We start from the raw sequence: 14,931 nt of genomic DNA, 5'->3' as shown, positions 1-14,931 counted from the left end.
CCGGCGGGCTGCCCGACCGGCGCGGAACGCCCGCTTTTCCCGCCGTATGGGAGCGGCTGCCCGTTCCGGTACGACTGTCTCACCATGGCGGGAACCGGATCTCCAACTGGCCGGTAGGGCCCGGATACACTCCCCTGCCATGCGTGAACGGACAGTGGAGACCAGGTGGCGAATACGGGCGCCGCGGCAGGACCGGAACAGATCGGACGGCACCGGTGACCCGCACAGTCCCGATGTCCGCCGCTGATGGCGGCCCGCGGTAAAGCGACCGGCAACGGCGCCGCCCGCCACAAGCAGGCGAGGGATCCCCGGGCCCACTGGCTCTTCCTCGCCCTGACCCTGCCCGTCCTCTTCGGCGCCCTGCTGTTCCAGGGCTGGACCGAGAACGAGGTCGACGGCTCCAAGATCAAGCAGGACTGCACCCGGCCGGTGCCCGCCGCCGCGGCGGACGCCGGACCCGTCCTCACCGTCAACGGCGACGGTGCCCGCTCCACCTCGATGCCCGCCGGCACCGTCGCCCTCACCTATGACGGCGGCCCCGACCCCTACTGGACCCCGCGGCTGCTCGCCCTGCTGAAGAAGCACCGTGCCCATGCGACCTTCTTCCTCGAAGGTGCGGACGCCGCGCAGTACCCCGACCTCGTCCGGCAGATCCGGGCCGAGGGTCACGAAATCGGCTCCCACTCCTACACCGGCGCCGACCTGGGCAACGCCTCCGGGGTGCGCCGCGCCCTCGAACTCCGGCTCACTCAGGGCGCGTTCGCCGGTGCCGACGGTTTCCGGACGAAGCTGCTGCGGATGCCGATGACCACCACGGTGGCCACGCTGTGCGGCGCCGAATGGCCCGCGGCGCAGCGCGCCTCCGAGCACGGCTACACCCTGGTCGCCGCGGACCGCTCCCACCGCAAGCCCGCCCATGGCCTGGTGCGGCAGTTCAGCCTGACCTCCCTCGCCTACCGCGAGACCCAGCAGCTGCTGGCCGACCCGGGCGCCCGCCGCTTCACCACCATCTCGGCGGGCACCGGAGCCACCGAGCCCGCCATGACCGAGGTGGGCGCCCCGCAGCGCTGGCTGGGCACCGCGCTGATCTGGTTCCAGCAGCTGGGCCGCAGCTCCGTCTCCGCCCTGACCTGGGTGCTGACGATCGCCGCCGCGCTCGGCCTGATCCGGCTGTTCACGCTGGTGCTCTTCGCCCGCGCGCACGTCAGACGGCTGGAGCGGGAGCGGCCCGGCGCGCCCCGGCTGCGCCAGATCACCGACCCGGTGACCGTGCTCGTCCCCGCGTACAACGAGGAGGCGGGCATCGGCGGCACGCTGCGCTCGCTCCTCGCCTCCACCCACCAGCGGCTCCAGATCCTCGTCATCGACGACGGATCGACCGACCGCACGGTGGAGATCGCGGAGGGGTACGCGGAGCGCGATCCGCGGGTGCAGGTGCTCTGCCAGCCCAACGCGGGCAAGGCGGCCGCCCTCAACCACGGTCTGGCGTACACCCGCTCCCCGTACGTGGTGATGGTCGACGCGGACACCGTCTTCGAGGCGGACGCGATCGAGCGCCTGATCCAGCCGCTGGCCCATCCGGCGGTCGGCGCGGTGAGCGGCAACACGAAGGTCGGCAACCGCACCCGCCTTCTGGGGCGCTGGCAGCACCTGGAGTACGTCTTCGGGTTCAACCTCGACCGCCGGATGTTCGAGGTCCTGGAGTGCATGCCGACGGTGCCCGGCGCGATCGGCGCGTTCCGGCTCGACTCGCTCATGGGCGTCGGCGGTCTCAGCGAGGACACCCTCGCCGAGGACACCGACCTGACCATGGCGCTGTGGCGGGCCGGCTGGCGGGTGGTCTACGAGGAGAACGCCATCGCCTGGACCGAGGTGCCCACCACGCTGCGGCAGCTCTGGCGCCAGCGCTACCGCTGGTGCTACGGCACGCTCCAGGCGATGTGGAAGCACCGCCGCGCGGTCCGGGAGGTCGGCCACGCCGGCCGCTTCGGGCGCCGCGGACTCTCCTATCTCCTCCTCTTCCAGGTACTGCTGCCGCTGCTCGCCCCCGTCATCGACGTCTTCATGCTCTACAGCGTGCTGTTCACGGACAGCCCGGTGAAGTCGGTCGTGACGTGGGTCGGGTTCCTGGCAGTGCAGATCGCCGTGGCCGCTTACGCGCTGCGGCTGGACGGGGAATCCCGGCGTCCGCTGTGGGCGCTCCCCTTCCAACTGCTGGTCTACCGGCAGCTGATGTACCTCGTCGTCCTCCAGTCGGTGGTCGCCTTCGTGACCGGCAGCCGGCTGAAGTGGCAGCGCATGCACCGCTCCGGTACGGCCGCCGCGGCGGCCCAGCACATCGGCGGACCCCACGACCGCCGCAGTCTGACCGTTACGAGGTGACGACCCTGTATCCCCCCACATCCCCACCGACCCCACCACCCCCTCCCGACCCCCTCACCGATCCCCTCACCCCCACCACCGGATACCTCCCGTGGCCCGCGAACCCCCACGTCGCGGGGCACCAGGAGTACGGACCGGGGTACGGCCAGGGGCACGGCCCGACCACCGACCCGCTGTACGTCCCGGCCCAGGCCGCCTACGTCCCGCAGCCCGTGGCGCCCCACCGCCCCGAGCCGGCCGGCCACGCGTCCGAACCGCTGACGGCGTACGCGCCCGGGCCCGACGGCTACGCGTCCGAACCGCTGACGGCGTACGCACCCGGGCCCGACGGCTACGCGTCCGAACCGCTGACGGCGTACGCACCCGGGCCCGACGGCTACGCGACCGATCCGCTGATCGCGTACGCCCCGGAGCCGCTGACCGCGTACATACCGGAGCACGGGACACACGTCCCGGACGCCCTGGTGCCGTACGGCCCGGAGCACGGCGGGCACCCGCCCGCGCACCCGGCGCCGCACGAAACCGAGGCCGCGCCGCCGGCCGAGCCGCATCCGCTCGATCCGGCGGACGAGGACGCCGCGTTGCCGGACGCACCGCCGGTCGCCGGGCTGCCCCGGCGGGTGCGCCGGCCCTCGCGGCGCCGCCGCTCCCGCCTCGGGCGCGCCGTCCGGGCGTGCTGTGTGCTGCTCGTCCTTACGCTGGGCGGCGGCGCCGGGGCCTACGCCTGGGCGGACTCCCGGCTGGACAGCACGGTCGACCTGTCCGCGCTGCCGGACCGGCCCGCCCCCGGCAAGGGCACCAACTACCTGATCGTCGGCTCCGACAGCCGCGCCGGGCTCTCCGCGAAGCAGGCCCAGGACCTGCACACCGGCTCCGGCATCGACGCCGAGGGGCGCCGCACCGACTCGATGATGGTGCTGCACACCGGCGCCCACGGCACCACGATCACCAGCCTCCCGCGCGACTCCTGGGTGGTGATCCCCGCCTATGTCGACCCGCGCACCGGCATCCACCACCGGCCGGCCCGCAACAAGCTCAACGCGGCGTTCTCCCTGGGCGGACCCGAACTCCTGGTCCGCACCATCGAGTCCAACACCGGCCTGCGCGTCGACCACTACACCGAGATCGGCTTCGCCGGTTTCGTCGGCATCGTGGACGCGGTCGGCGGGGTGCGGATGTGCGTGGACCGCCATGTCGTGGACGAGAAGTCCGGCCTCGACCTGACCCGCGGCTGCCACACCCTCTCCGGCCGCCAGGCGCTGGCCTTCGTCCGCCAGCGTCACCAGGAGAAGCAGGGCGACCTCGGGCGCTCCCGCAACCAGCGGAAGTTCCTGGCCGCCCTCGCCGCGAAGGCGGCCTCCCGGGACGTCCTGTTCAATCCGTCCGCCCTCGTCGGCACGGCCGGCGCGGGCCTGAGGACCCTGATCGTCGACTCGGCCACCGGGCTGCCCCGGCTGACCCGCCTCTTCGAGGCGCTGCAGGACGCGTCCTCGGGCCGCGGCAAGCAGCTCAACGTGCCCATCTCCGGCTTCGGCGTGGGCACCTCGAAGGGCAGCGTCGTCGTCTGGGACAAGGCGAAGTCGCGCCGCCTGTTCGCCGAACTCCGCGCGGACCGGCCGGTCACCGTCACCGGCTGACCCTCACCCCTGACGGGGCCCGCCCCGCGCGGACCCCGTCAGGCGGCCAGCTTCTTGAGCCGGTCCACCGCCTCCTGGAGGACCTCCGTCTTCTTGCAGAACGCGAACCGCACGAAGGGCGCGCCCTGCTCCTGGTGGTCGTAGAAGACGGCGTTGGGCACGGCGACGACCCCGGCGCGCTCCGGCAGCGCCCGGCAGAAGGCGTGGCCGTCGGTGTGGCCGAGCGGCCGGATGTCGGTGGTGACGAAGTACGTGCCCTGCGGCCGGTAGACCTCGAACCCGGCCGCGCGCAGCCCGTCGGAGAGCAGATCGCGCTTGGTGCGCAGATCGTCCAGGAAGCCGCGGTAGTAGCTGTCCGGCAGCGCCAGCGCCTCGGCGAGCGCGTACTGGAACGGGCCGCCGGAGGTGAAGGTCAGGAACTGCTTGGCGGCGCGGACCGCGGCCACCAGCTCCGGTGCGGCGGTGACCCAGCCGACCTTCCAGCCGGTGAACGAGAACGTCTTGCCCGCCGAGCCGATCGTCACCGTCCGCTCCCGCATCCCGGGGAACGTCGCGAGCGGCAGATGCGCGCCCTCGAAGACCAGGTGCTCGTAGACCTCGTCGGTGACGACCAGCAGATCGCGCTCGCAGGCGAGCCGGGCGATCTCGGTCAGCTCCGCGCGGCTGAGCACGGTGCCGGTGGGGTTGTGCGGGGAGTTGAGGAGGAGGATCCGGGTGCGGTCGGTGATCGCGTCGCGCAGCTCGTCCAGATCGAGGGCGTACGTCCCGGACTCCGGCTGCGGCCGCAGCGTCACCGGGACGCGCCGGCCCCCGGCCATCGCGATGCAGGCGGCGTACGAGTCGTAGTACGGCTCCAGCGCGACGACCTCGTCGCCGGGCTCCACCAGCGCGAGCAGCGCGGCGGCGATCGCCTCGGTGGCGCCGGTGGTGATCAGGACCTCGGTGTCGGGGTCGCAGGTCAGGCCCAGATGGCCGTAGAAGCGCTCCTGGTGGGCGGCGACGGCGGCGCGCAGTTCGGGGATGCCGGGGCCGGGCGGGTACTGATTGCCGCGGCCGTCGCGCAGGGCGCGCACCGCCGCCTCGCGGACCTCCTCGGGGCCGTCGGTGTCGGGAAAGCCCTGGCCGAGGTTGATGGCGCCGGTCCGGACGGCGAGCGCGGACATCTCGGCGAAGATCGTCGTACCGAATTCGGCCAGGCGGCGGTTGAGCAGCGGTCGGTCCATGCGCGCCATCCTGCGCCGAACCTCTGGACTTCCTCAACTGCGCTTTGAGTCAGCGGCGGTCGGGCAGCAGCCGGGCACGGGAGGATCACCGGCGCCCAGGACACCGGCGCCGGACGCCTCACTCGGGGGAGCGGAAGGAGTGTGAGGCAGATGGGTGTGACGCTGTTCCTGCTGATCGTGGTGGCGGTGCTCGGCATCGTGTCCGCGGCGTCCCGCGGTTCCGGCGGTGGCGGGAAGCGGTCGGGCGGCTCCAGTTGGTGGGCCGCGGGCGGCGACTCAGGATCCGGCTCGGGCCACCACGGCGGCCACCACGGCTGCGGCGGCTCGTCCTCCTGCGGTGGCGGCGGTTCGTCCTGCGGTGGCGGCGGCTCCTGCTGAGACGGTTTCCGGGGCCGGGGCGCGGGGACGCCTTCCGGGGCACCGGCGTGCGCCGGGGAGCGCCGCCGGTCGCCCCGGACCTGCGCGAGGCCGCGGCCGTGGCGCCGCCCGGCCCGCCGGATCACCGGCCCCGCCGCGGCCCGGCCGCCCGCCTACGCACCGTGGCCACCGCCTTCGCCCCCACCGCCGTACGGCCCGTGGGTCATCGCGCGTAGCGGCGTCTCCGGCGACGGGCGAAGCGCCCTTGTGTGCTTGGCGGTTGAACAAATGATCTGATGGGCCCTCTGAGGGATGGAAAGCCCGCGAACATGGGTAATTCCGCTGTGGTCGCCTGCCATTCGTGATTCCCTCTTCAGTGAGAATCCCCCAGTTCTCGGATCCCGCGTGGGCGCGAGCCGGCACAGATTTCCCCGACGTTCTCCGGGACGGACCGGCCCACCCATCCACTGCGTGCTTGCGGAGCCGAACCCATGCTCACGACCCTGACAACGGCCTATACCGATACCCGTGCATCAGATCTCGCCTGGGCGCTCGGCAGGGAACCCCTGCCGGCCCTCGCGGTTCTCGATCTCCAACTGGCAGGCGCCCAGGTGCAGTTGAGGCTGCTGGGGGCCTCCCATCAGGTGCTGCTGGAAGAGGAGCGCGGCACCTGCTCCGAAACCGTCGCCTGTATGCCGGGCAGCAGCACCCCCCTTCCCCTCGGCGTGGCCAAGCGCCTCGGGGAGTGGGAGTACGAATTCGCCGCCCATGTCGAGACGCTCTCCCGCGGCTCGTTCGCCGGTCGCGCCCAGGAGCTGCTGGCGCTGGTCTCCGATCATCCACACGGTCTGGCCGGGACGTTCCCCGGCTCACCGCACGCCTTCACCGCGATGCTCGCCCAGCGCCGCCACGGCGAGGTCTGCTGGCGGACCTGGCACTCCTATCCCCAGGAGGGGCGCCTGGTCACCACCCGGACGAGGGTGGGTGTCCGCATCCCCGCCGCGGTGTGAAACGGGCGGTCGTACGCGGCGGTTCGCCGGGGGCGGCCGGGGTGCGTCCCCGGTCCGGCCCCGCGTCCGGCGCGGACGCGGACCGCCGTCCGGCGCCCGGTGCGAACCGCCCCGCGCGCGACGACGGGCGAGCGCCCCCTGTGCACCACAACCACCCAACTCCCGTGTGTAGAAAGCGGACTGCACTCTTGTGGGTGACGAATACGCACGGAATCGTCACGTAGCGTTCATTTCATGATCGATCCGCAGGAGCCCGTCCCAACCGTCGCCTACGGGCCACCGGAGGTCATGCGACCGGCACGGCTGCCGGTGCGGTCCGGCCCCGGCCGATTGCTCGTCCTCGCCGCGGTCTTCGTCTGCGCGGCCTGCGGTCTGGTCTACGAACTCGAACTGGTCGCCCTCGCCTCCTATTTGACCGGCGACTCCGTCACCCAGTCCTCCGTCGTGCTGTCGGTGATGGTCTTCGCGATGGGCATCGGGGCGCTGCTGGCCAAGCGGCTGCGCTGCCGGGCGGCGGTCGGCTTCGGCGCGATCGAGGCGGGGCTCGCCCTGGTCGGCGGCTGCTCGGCGATGGCGCTGTACGCCTGCTTCGCCTGGTTCGGCCAGTCCCGTGCGGTGCTCGTCGGCTTCTCGCTGGTCATCGGGGTGCTCATCGGCGCCGAGGTGCCGCTGCTGATGACGCTGATCCAGCGGGTGCGGCAGCAGGACGCGGGCGGCGCGGTCGCCGACCTCTTCGCCGCCGACTACGTGGGCGCCCTCGTCGGCGGGCTGGCGTTCCCGTTCCTGCTGCTGCCGGTGCTCGGCCAGCTCACCGGCGCGCTCGCCACCGGCACGGTCAACGCCGCCGCGGGCGGGGCGCTGGTCCTGTGGCTCTTCCGCCGCGATCTGACCCGCCGCGCCCGCCGCCGCCTGCTGGCCGTCAACGCGCTCGTCCTGGTCCTGCTCGCGGCGGGCGTCCTGCTGGTCGCGCCGTTCGAGCGCGCGGCCCGGCACGCGGTGTACGGATCCGCGGCCCGGGTCGCGGTGCAGACCGGCGTCCAGGAGGTGGTGATGACCGGCGGCCCGGAGGGTGCGCAGGACGCGAGGAAAGGTTCCGGCGGGCCGCTCGCGCTCTATCTGGACGGCCGGTTGGAGGTCAGCGCGGACAACGAGAGCGGCTACCACCAGGCCCTGGTGGGCCCCGCGGTCGCCGGCGGTCCGCACGGCCGCGTCGTGGTCCTCGGCGGCGGCGACGGGCTGGCCGTCCGCGAGGTGCTGCGCCACCGCGCGGTCCGCTCGGTGACCGTCGTCGAACTCGACCCGGGCATGAGCGATCTGGCCCGCACCGACCCCGGGCTCTCCGCCCTCAACCACCACGCCCTGGACGATCCGCGGGTCACGGTCGTCACCGCCGACGCCTTCGACTGGCTGCGCGCGGCGAGCGCCCGCTGCGCACGCCGGTGCGACGGCCCGTACGACGTCATCGTCTCCGATCTTCCCGACCCCCGGATGACCGCCGGGACCAAGCTCTACTCCCAGGAGTTCTACGGCCTGGTGGCGCGGCTGCTGGCGCCGGGCGGGCGGTTCGCGGTGCACGCCGGGCCGCCCGAGGCCCGGCCCCGGGTGTTCTGGACGGTCGAGTCGACGCTGCGGTCGGCGGGGCTGGCGACCGTGCCGTATGAGGCGCCCGGGCGGCACGGCGGCGAGAGCGCCCGCCCGGTGTCCGCCGGCGGCTCCGGGGCGAGTGGCCCCGCGGCGCGGTACTGGGGCTTCATCCTGGCCGGACACCACGCCCGCGACCTGGCCGCGGCGCCCGGGCCCCGGCTCCCGGCCGCGGTCCGCGCCCCGCTGCCGGGCGGCGTCCGGCCGCTGTCCGGCGCCCGGATCGGCGGGCTGCCACCGTCGACGCTGATGCACCCGCGCTACGGCTGACCGCGGCGCCCGGGCGGCCCGGGAAAGTCGCCGCGATACGGGTACGGGCCCGGGGGCGCTGGGTAGGCTGGCATGCCATGGAGCATGAGATGTACGTTCCGCTTCCGGTCGGCACCGTCCGGCGGGCGCTCGGTGAGGCGGCCCGGGTCGCGCGCTGCGTCCCCGGCGCCCAACTCGACGCCGAGGCCGGTGCCGCGCGCCCCGAAGGCCGGCTGCGGCTGCGGATCGGCGGCTCCACCATCACCTACCGCGGTGCGCTGACGGTCGCCTCGCCGGGCGCGGCGGACGCGGACGTCACGGTCGAGGCGCAGGGCACGGAGACCCGCGGCGCCGGCTCCGCCGCCGTCACCCTCGCCGTCCGGCTGTCCCCCGCCGACCCCTCCGGCACGACGCTGACCTGCACCGCAACGGTCCGCAGCGAGGGACGGCTGGCCGAGGCCGAGCCGCAGACCGCGCTGAGCGCCGGGCGGCGGCTGCTGGACCGCTTCGCGGCGAACCTCGCGGCGGACGTGGCGCGGGAGCCGGTGGCGGAGGACGGCGGGGCCGACGACGGCGACCGCCCGCGCGGCTCCGTCTTCGACGCCGAGGTCCCGCCGCCGTCCCTCGACCCGGAGGCGGACGACGCCGCGGAGGCGGACGCGGACGGCAGCGGCCGGACGGGCTCCGACGACGGCGGAGCGCTCCCCGACGAGGGCCCCGGCGCCGTCGTCGACGGGGAGAACTACGACGGACAGACCTACGACGGCCAGGACTTCGGCGACGACGAGGACGAGGTGCCCGCCGAGGCCGCGCACGCCCGGCGGACGATGATCGGCCGCAGCGCCGAGGAGGTCGACCACGCCCCGCCGCGCGGCCGGTACGCACCGGTGCCCGCGCCCGAGACCTACGCCGCCTCCGCGACGCTGCGCTGGGCCGCACCGGCCGCCGCCGTGGTGCTGGCGGGCGCGGTCGTCCTCGGCCGGGCGCTGCGCCGCCGCCGCTGATCCCGGGGTCACCGCTCCGCGGTGACCCCGCCGCCATCGCCTAGGGTCGGGCGGTGTGAGTACGGACAACACCACACAGGCGCGGCAGGACCGGCACGAGGCCGTACGGCTGGCCGCGGGCGATGCCGAGGTCGACATCGAGCCGGACAACGGCTGCCGCCTCTCCGGGCTGCGGGTCGGCGGCACTGAACTGCTGCGGCAGGGCGCGAAGTACGGCTGCTTCCCGATGGTCCCCTGGTGCGGGCGGATCGACCAAGGGCGGTTCCGCAACGGCGGCGAACTGCATCAGATGCCGGTCAACTCCCCGCCGCACGCCATCCACGGCACCGGCCGAGACCTGCGCTGGCGCACCGCCCGCCGCGACGACCGCACCGCCGTCTTCACCTACGACCTCGCCGACCCGGCCGCTCCCTGGCCGTACCCGGGCACCGTCACCCAGCTCGTGGAGCTGGCCGAGGACGGCGGGTCGCTCACGCTGACGCTGGGGGTGGAGGCGGCGGCCGACTCGTTCCCCGCGCAGGCGGGCTGGCACCCGTGGTTCGTGCGGCGGCTCGACGGCGGCGGGGCGCCGGTGGAGCTGTCCTTCGACGCGGCGTGGCAGGAGGAGCGCGGCGGTGACCATCTGCCGACCGGCCGCCGCATCGACCCGCTGCCCGGCCCCTGGGACGACTGCTTCGGCATGCCGGACGGTGTCCGGGCGACGGTGACCTGGCCCGGCCGCCTGGAGCTGACCGTCGCCAGCCGCGCCGAGTGGGTCGTGGTCTACGACGAGCAGGAGGCGGCGGTCTGTGTCGAGCCGCAGTCCGGTCCGCCCAACGGCCTCAACACCCTGCCGCGGCTGGTCACCCCGATCGATCCGCTGGAGGTCTCCACCACCTTCAGCTGGCGGACGCTCGGCTGACCGCGCCCGGCCCGCCGCGGTGCCCGGGGCCTGCCCCTTTAAGCTCGTGGCCATGACCGAGGACGTACGCGGCGCGCTGCTGCAGCAGATCAAGGACAAGGCCGTGGTGCACGGCAAGGTGACGCTCTCCTCCGGCAAGGAGGCCGATTACTACATCGACCTCCGCCGGATCACCCTGGACGGTGCGGCGTCGCCGCTGGTCGGGCAGCTGATGCTGGACCTGACCGCGGAGCTGGAGTACGACGCGGTCGGCGGTCTGACGCTGGGCGCCGACCCCGTCGCCGCGTCGATGCTGCACGCCGCCGCCGCGCGCGGCCGCCGGCTGGACGCGTTCGTCGTCCGCAAGGCGCAGAAGACCCACGGCATGCAGCGCCGTATCGAGGGGCCGGACATCAAGGGCCGCCGGGTGCTGGTGGTGGAGGACACCTCGACCACCGGTGGTTCGCCGCTGACCGCCGTCGAGGCGGCCCGGGAGGCGGGCGCCGAGGTCGTGGCGGTCGCGACGATCGTCGACCGCGGTGCCGCCGACGCCATCGCCGGCGCCGGTCTGCCGTACCTCACCGGCTACCGTCTCGGTGACCTCGGACTGGCCTGAGCCAGGGCCGCCGGGACCGCTGCGCGGCCGCCCGGCAACCGGCGGGTGGTGCCGGGACCTTCTCCACGCCACCGCGCCGGCCAGTGGTTTTCCTCGGGGGGCGGCCGTTTCACGTGAAACGGCCGCCCCCGGCATATCCGGCACGGCGGGGGATGCCGACCGATCCGGGCCGTCTGGGAAGATGAGGACGGCGAGGTCGTCGCCCCCTGGTCAGGGCCTAAACGCATACCCGTACTTCACAAGGAGCGGACAGATGCCCATCGCAACTCCCGAGATCTACAACGAGATGCTCGACCGGGCGAAGGCGGGCAAGTTCGCCTACCCCGCCATCAACGTGACCTCGACGCAGACGCTGCACGCGGCGCTGCGCGGCTTCGCCGAGGCGGAGAGCGACGGCATCATCCAGATCTCCACCGGCGGTGCGGAGTTCCTGGGCGGCCAGTACAGCAAGGACATGGTCAGCGGCGCGGTGGCGCTCGCGGAGTTCGCGCACGTCGTGGCCGCGAAGTACGGCATCAACGTCGCGCTCCACACCGACCACTGCCCCAAGGACAAGCTGGACGGCTACGTCCGCCCGCTGATCGACATCTCCGCCGAGCGGGTCGCCAAGGGGCAGAACCCGCTGTTCCAGTCCCACATGTGGGACGGCTCCGCCGAGACCCTCGCGGACAACCTCGCCATCGGTCAGGAGCTGCTGGCCAAGGCCGCCGCCGCCAAGATCATCCTTGAGGTCGAGATCACCCCGACCGGCGGCGAGGAGGACGGCGTCAGCCACGAGATCAACGACGAGCTGTACACCACCGTCGACGACGCGCTGCGCACCGCCGAGGCGCTGGGCCTGGGCGAGAAGGGCCGCTACCTGCTGGCCGCCTCCTTCGGCAACGTCCACGGCGTCTACAAGCCGGGCAACGTCGTGCTCCGCCCCGAGCTGCTGAAGGACCTCCAGGAGGGCGTCGGCGCGAAGTACGGCAAGCAGTCGCCGTTCGACTTCGTCTTCCACGGCGGCTCCGGCTCCACCGAGCAGGAGATCACCACCGCGCTGGAGAACGGCGTCGTCAAGATGAACCTCGACACCGACACCCAGTACGCGTTCAGCCGCCCGATCGCGGACCACATGTTCCGCAACTACGACGGCGTGCTGAAGGTCGACGGCGAGGTCGGCAACAAGAAGGTCTACGACCCCCGCAGCTGGGGCAAGCTCGCCGAGGCCGGGATGGCCGAGCGGGTCACCAAGGCCTGCGCGGACCTGCGCTCCACGGGCACCACGCTGACGAAGTGAGCTGACGCCGTACGGACGAAGTGAGCTGACGCCGTACGGACGAGGGCCCCGCACCCGGGTTGGTGCGGGGTCCTCGCGCATGTCCGGCGGGAATCCGGTGCCGATCGCGGGCATGCTCGCCGTATGACGATGCCTGCTCCGCCCGAGGGTGTTCGCCTGGTCTCGCCGCAGGGGCGGTGGGTGCTGCTGACCGCCGTCCTGGGGTCGGGCATGGCGATGCTCGACAGCACGGTGGTGAACGTCGCGCTGCCGCACATCGGCGATGATCTCCACGCCGACCTGGGCGTTCTCCAGTGGACGATCACCGCGTACATGCTCACGCTCGCCTCGCTGATCCTGCTGGGCGGGGCGCTGGGGGACCGCTACGGGCGGCGGCGGATCTTCCTCGTCGGGGTGGTGTGGTTCGCGGTGGCGTCGCTGCTGTGCGGGCTGGCGCCGACGCCGGGCGTGCTGGTCGCCGCCCGGGCGCTCCAGGGCATCGGCGGGGCGCTGCTCACGCCCGGGTCGCTGGCGCTGATCCAGGCGGTGTTCCGGCCGGACGACCGGGCGCGGGCGGTCGGCGCCTGGTCCGGGCTCGGCGGCGTGGCCACCGCGATCGGCCCGTTCGTCGGCGGCTGGCTGGTGGACGGCGCGGGCTGGCGCTGGGTGTTCTTCCTCAACGTGCCGCTGGCTCTGCTCTGCGTGCCGATCGCGCTGCGGTACGTACCGGAGACCCGGGAGCGGGCGGCGGCGCGCGGTGGCTTCGACGTGGCGGGCGCGGTGCTGGGGGCGCTGGCGCTCGGCGGGGTGACGTACGCGCTGATCGCGGCGCCGGAGCGGGGGCTGTCGGCGTGGGTGGTGGTGCCGGGCCTCGCCGGGCTGCTGCTGGGGGCGGCGTTCGTCGCGGTGGAGCGGCGGCGGGCGGACCCGATGCTGCCGCCGGAGCTGTTCGCCATCCGGCAGTTCACCGCGGTCAACGCGGTGACGGTCTGCGTCTACGCGGCCTTCAGCGGGTTCTTCTTCCTGGCGGTGGTACAGCTCCAGGTGGTGGCCGGGTACTCGGCGCTGGAGGCGGGCACGGCGCTGTTGCCGACCACGGTGTTGATGCTGCTGCTCTCCGCCCGCTCGGGCGAGCTGGGCCAGCGGATCGGGCCGCGCATCCCGCTGACCGTGGGGCCGCTGCTGTGCGCGGTCGGGATGCTGCTGATGACGCGGGCGGGCGCCGGCGCGTCGTACGTGGTGGACGTGCTCCCGGCGTTGGTGGTGCTGGGCGCCGGGATGGTGGCGCTGGTCGCGCCGCTGACCGCGACGGTGCTGGCCTCGGTCGACGTGGACCGCGCCGGGCTGGCCAGCGGTATCAACAACGCGGCGGCGCGGGCGGCGGGCCTGGTGGCGATCGCGGCGCTGCCGCTGCTGGCCGGGATGGGCCCGCAGGCGTACCGCTCGGCCGCCGCCTTCGACGCGGCCTTCCGCCGGGCCATGCCGTGGTGCGCCGTGGTGCTGGTGGCCGGCTCGGTGATCGCGTTCCTGGCGGTGCGGACGGTGCCCGCGGCGCCGGAGGAGCCGGAGGCGGTCGCGGCGCCGGAAGCGGCCGGTGCGGCGGCGACCGCCGGGGGCGCGAGCGTGGTGCACGAGGGGGCGCGGCACGGGGCGCCGTGCCACCCGGAGTGCACGTACCACTGCGGGGTGGGGGCGCCGCCGCTCGACCCGGGGGACGCGGCGGAGGAACCGCCGGCGGGCGCGGGGACATCGCCGGGGCTGTCGCACGGGCCCGGGGCGGAGGCGTCCGGGCAGTCCGGTTCGTCCGGGCCGTCTCGCCAGGAGCGGCCTGGTCAGGAGGGCGACCGGGAGACGTAGGGCGGGCTCCGTCAGCCCCGGCGACGTCTCCGCGGCGGGTGCCGGGTCTCGGTCGGACCGGCCCCCGGCGGGGTGCCGGGCCTCGCCACGGGCCGCCGGGTACGCACCCCGCACCGGCCTCGCACCGGCCTCGCACCGGCCCCGCACCGCCCCTTTTCGGCCACCCGTACGGGTCCCCTCCGGGCCCTCGCCGCGCGGTCCCCGGGACCAGGCAGACTTGGGGCATGGCCATTCACGAGAACCTTCTGGGGGGACCGCCCCCGACCCATCTGCCCGACGACCCGGGCCCGCGCGAGCTGCTCGCCGCCGGTACGGCCCCGGCCGATGTCGCGGCCAAGTTCCCGACCTCCTCGCTGGCCTGGGCACAGCTCGCCGACGACGCGTTCCAGGGCGGCCGGACCGTCGAGTCGTACGCGTACGCCCGTACCGGCTACCACCGCGGGCTCGACGCCCTGCGGCGGGCGGGCTGGAAGGGGCACGGACCGGTGCCGTTCGAGCACGAGCCGAACCGTGGCTTCCTGCGGGCGCTGCACGCGCTGGCCCGAGCCGCCCGCGCGATCGGCGAGGACGCGGAGTACGAGCGCTGCACCACTTTCCTGCGCGACTCGTCCCCGACCGCGGCGGACACCCTCTCCTGACCCGGCCCGGGGGCCGGCCGTGCGCGGCCGGCCCCCGGCGTGTCCGGGGCCCCGTTCCCGGAACCGGCCGTACGTCCGGTCGGCTCTTGCGCGGCAGGGGACCAGCACCGATGATGCGAGTGGGGCGGCTGATCCGTCCCGAGGGGACCGGGGCTCCCGAGCCGATCAGGAAGGGGCGG

Annotated in this window: 12 protein-coding genes; 11 read left to right on the top strand and 1 reads right to left on the bottom strand. The window is 74.1% G+C overall.

Annotation, left to right across the window (positions count from 1 at the left end; translation table 11 throughout):
- Nucleotides 1–246 precede the first annotated feature (246 nt).
- Nucleotides 247–2,382 (top strand): bifunctional polysaccharide deacetylase/glycosyltransferase family 2 protein, encoded by a 2,136-nt coding sequence (locus ABT345_RS14990; RefSeq protein WP_345088772.1) that lies wholly within the window; start codon nt 247–249, stop codon nt 2,380–2,382.
- Nucleotides 2,379–4,019: an LCP family protein gene (locus ABT345_RS14985; protein ID WP_345088770.1), complete on the top strand. Its 1,641-nt coding sequence runs from the start codon at nt 2,379–2,381 to the stop codon at nt 4,017–4,019. Before ABT345_RS14990 ends, ABT345_RS14985 begins: the two co-directional genes overlap by 4 nt.
- Nucleotides 4,020–4,057: 38 nt before the next feature.
- Here the strand turns inward: ABT345_RS14985 and ABT345_RS14980 are convergent, their stop codons facing one another.
- Nucleotides 4,058–5,242 (bottom strand): pyridoxal phosphate-dependent aminotransferase, encoded by a 1,185-nt coding sequence (locus tag ABT345_RS14980; RefSeq protein ID WP_345088768.1) that lies wholly within the window; start codon nt 5,240–5,242, stop codon nt 4,058–4,060.
- 150 nt (nt 5,243–5,392) lie between these two features.
- Here ABT345_RS14980 and ABT345_RS14975 point away from each other — a divergent pair, with 150 nt between their 5' ends.
- The 9 genes from ABT345_RS14975 (at nt 5,393) to ABT345_RS14935 (ending at nt 14,752) form a co-directional block, all read left to right on the top strand.
- Complete coding sequence (locus tag ABT345_RS14975; RefSeq protein ID WP_345088766.1) at nt 5,393–5,620, top strand: hypothetical protein; 228 nt, start codon at nt 5,393–5,395, stop codon at nt 5,618–5,620.
- A 470-nt stretch (nt 5,621–6,090) separates the two neighbouring features.
- Nucleotides 6,091–6,609, top strand: coding sequence for a DUF2617 family protein (locus tag ABT345_RS14970; RefSeq protein ID WP_345088764.1), 519 nt, complete (start codon nt 6,091–6,093; stop codon nt 6,607–6,609).
- Nucleotides 6,610–6,843: 234 nt separating this feature from the next.
- Complete coding sequence (locus tag ABT345_RS14965; RefSeq protein ID WP_386460246.1) at nt 6,844–8,520, top strand: polyamine aminopropyltransferase; 1,677 nt, start codon at nt 6,844–6,846, stop codon at nt 8,518–8,520.
- Nucleotides 8,521–8,597: 77 nt separating this feature from the next.
- Entirely contained in the window at nt 8,598–9,503 is a 906-nt protein-coding gene (locus tag ABT345_RS14960) for an SRPBCC family protein (RefSeq protein WP_345088762.1), read from the top strand.
- 55 nt (nt 9,504–9,558) lie between these two features.
- Complete coding sequence (locus ABT345_RS14955; protein ID WP_345088760.1) at nt 9,559–10,404, top strand: aldose epimerase family protein; 846 nt, start codon at nt 9,559–9,561, stop codon at nt 10,402–10,404.
- 52 nt (nt 10,405–10,456) lie between these two features.
- The gene (gene pyrE, locus ABT345_RS14950) at nt 10,457–10,999 is read left to right on the top strand and encodes an orotate phosphoribosyltransferase (RefSeq protein ID WP_345088758.1); all 543 of its coding nucleotides are present in this window, start codon (nt 10,457–10,459) and stop codon (nt 10,997–10,999) included.
- Between the two features lie 253 nt (nt 11,000–11,252).
- Nucleotides 11,253–12,278: a class II fructose-bisphosphate aldolase gene (gene fbaA, locus ABT345_RS14945; RefSeq protein ID WP_345088756.1), complete on the top strand. Its 1,026-nt coding sequence runs from the start codon at nt 11,253–11,255 to the stop codon at nt 12,276–12,278.
- Between the two features lie 123 nt (nt 12,279–12,401).
- Nucleotides 12,402–14,114: an MFS transporter gene (locus ABT345_RS14940; RefSeq protein ID WP_345088754.1), complete on the top strand. Its 1,713-nt coding sequence runs from the start codon at nt 12,402–12,404 to the stop codon at nt 14,112–14,114.
- A gap of 224 nt (nt 14,115–14,338) precedes the next feature.
- Nucleotides 14,339–14,752 (top strand): DUF3151 domain-containing protein, encoded by a 414-nt coding sequence (locus ABT345_RS14935; RefSeq protein ID WP_345088752.1) that lies wholly within the window; start codon nt 14,339–14,341, stop codon nt 14,750–14,752.
- Nucleotides 14,753–14,931 lie beyond the last annotated feature (179 nt).

This window comes from Streptomyces sp. NPDC000404 (assembly GCF_040300365.1).
GTDB classification, from domain to species: domain Bacteria; phylum Actinomycetota; class Actinomycetes; order Streptomycetales; family Streptomycetaceae; genus Streptomyces; species Streptomyces ramulosus.
Note: the sequence above shows the minus strand (reverse complement) of the source record. Positions and strands in the feature narration are given on the sequence as shown.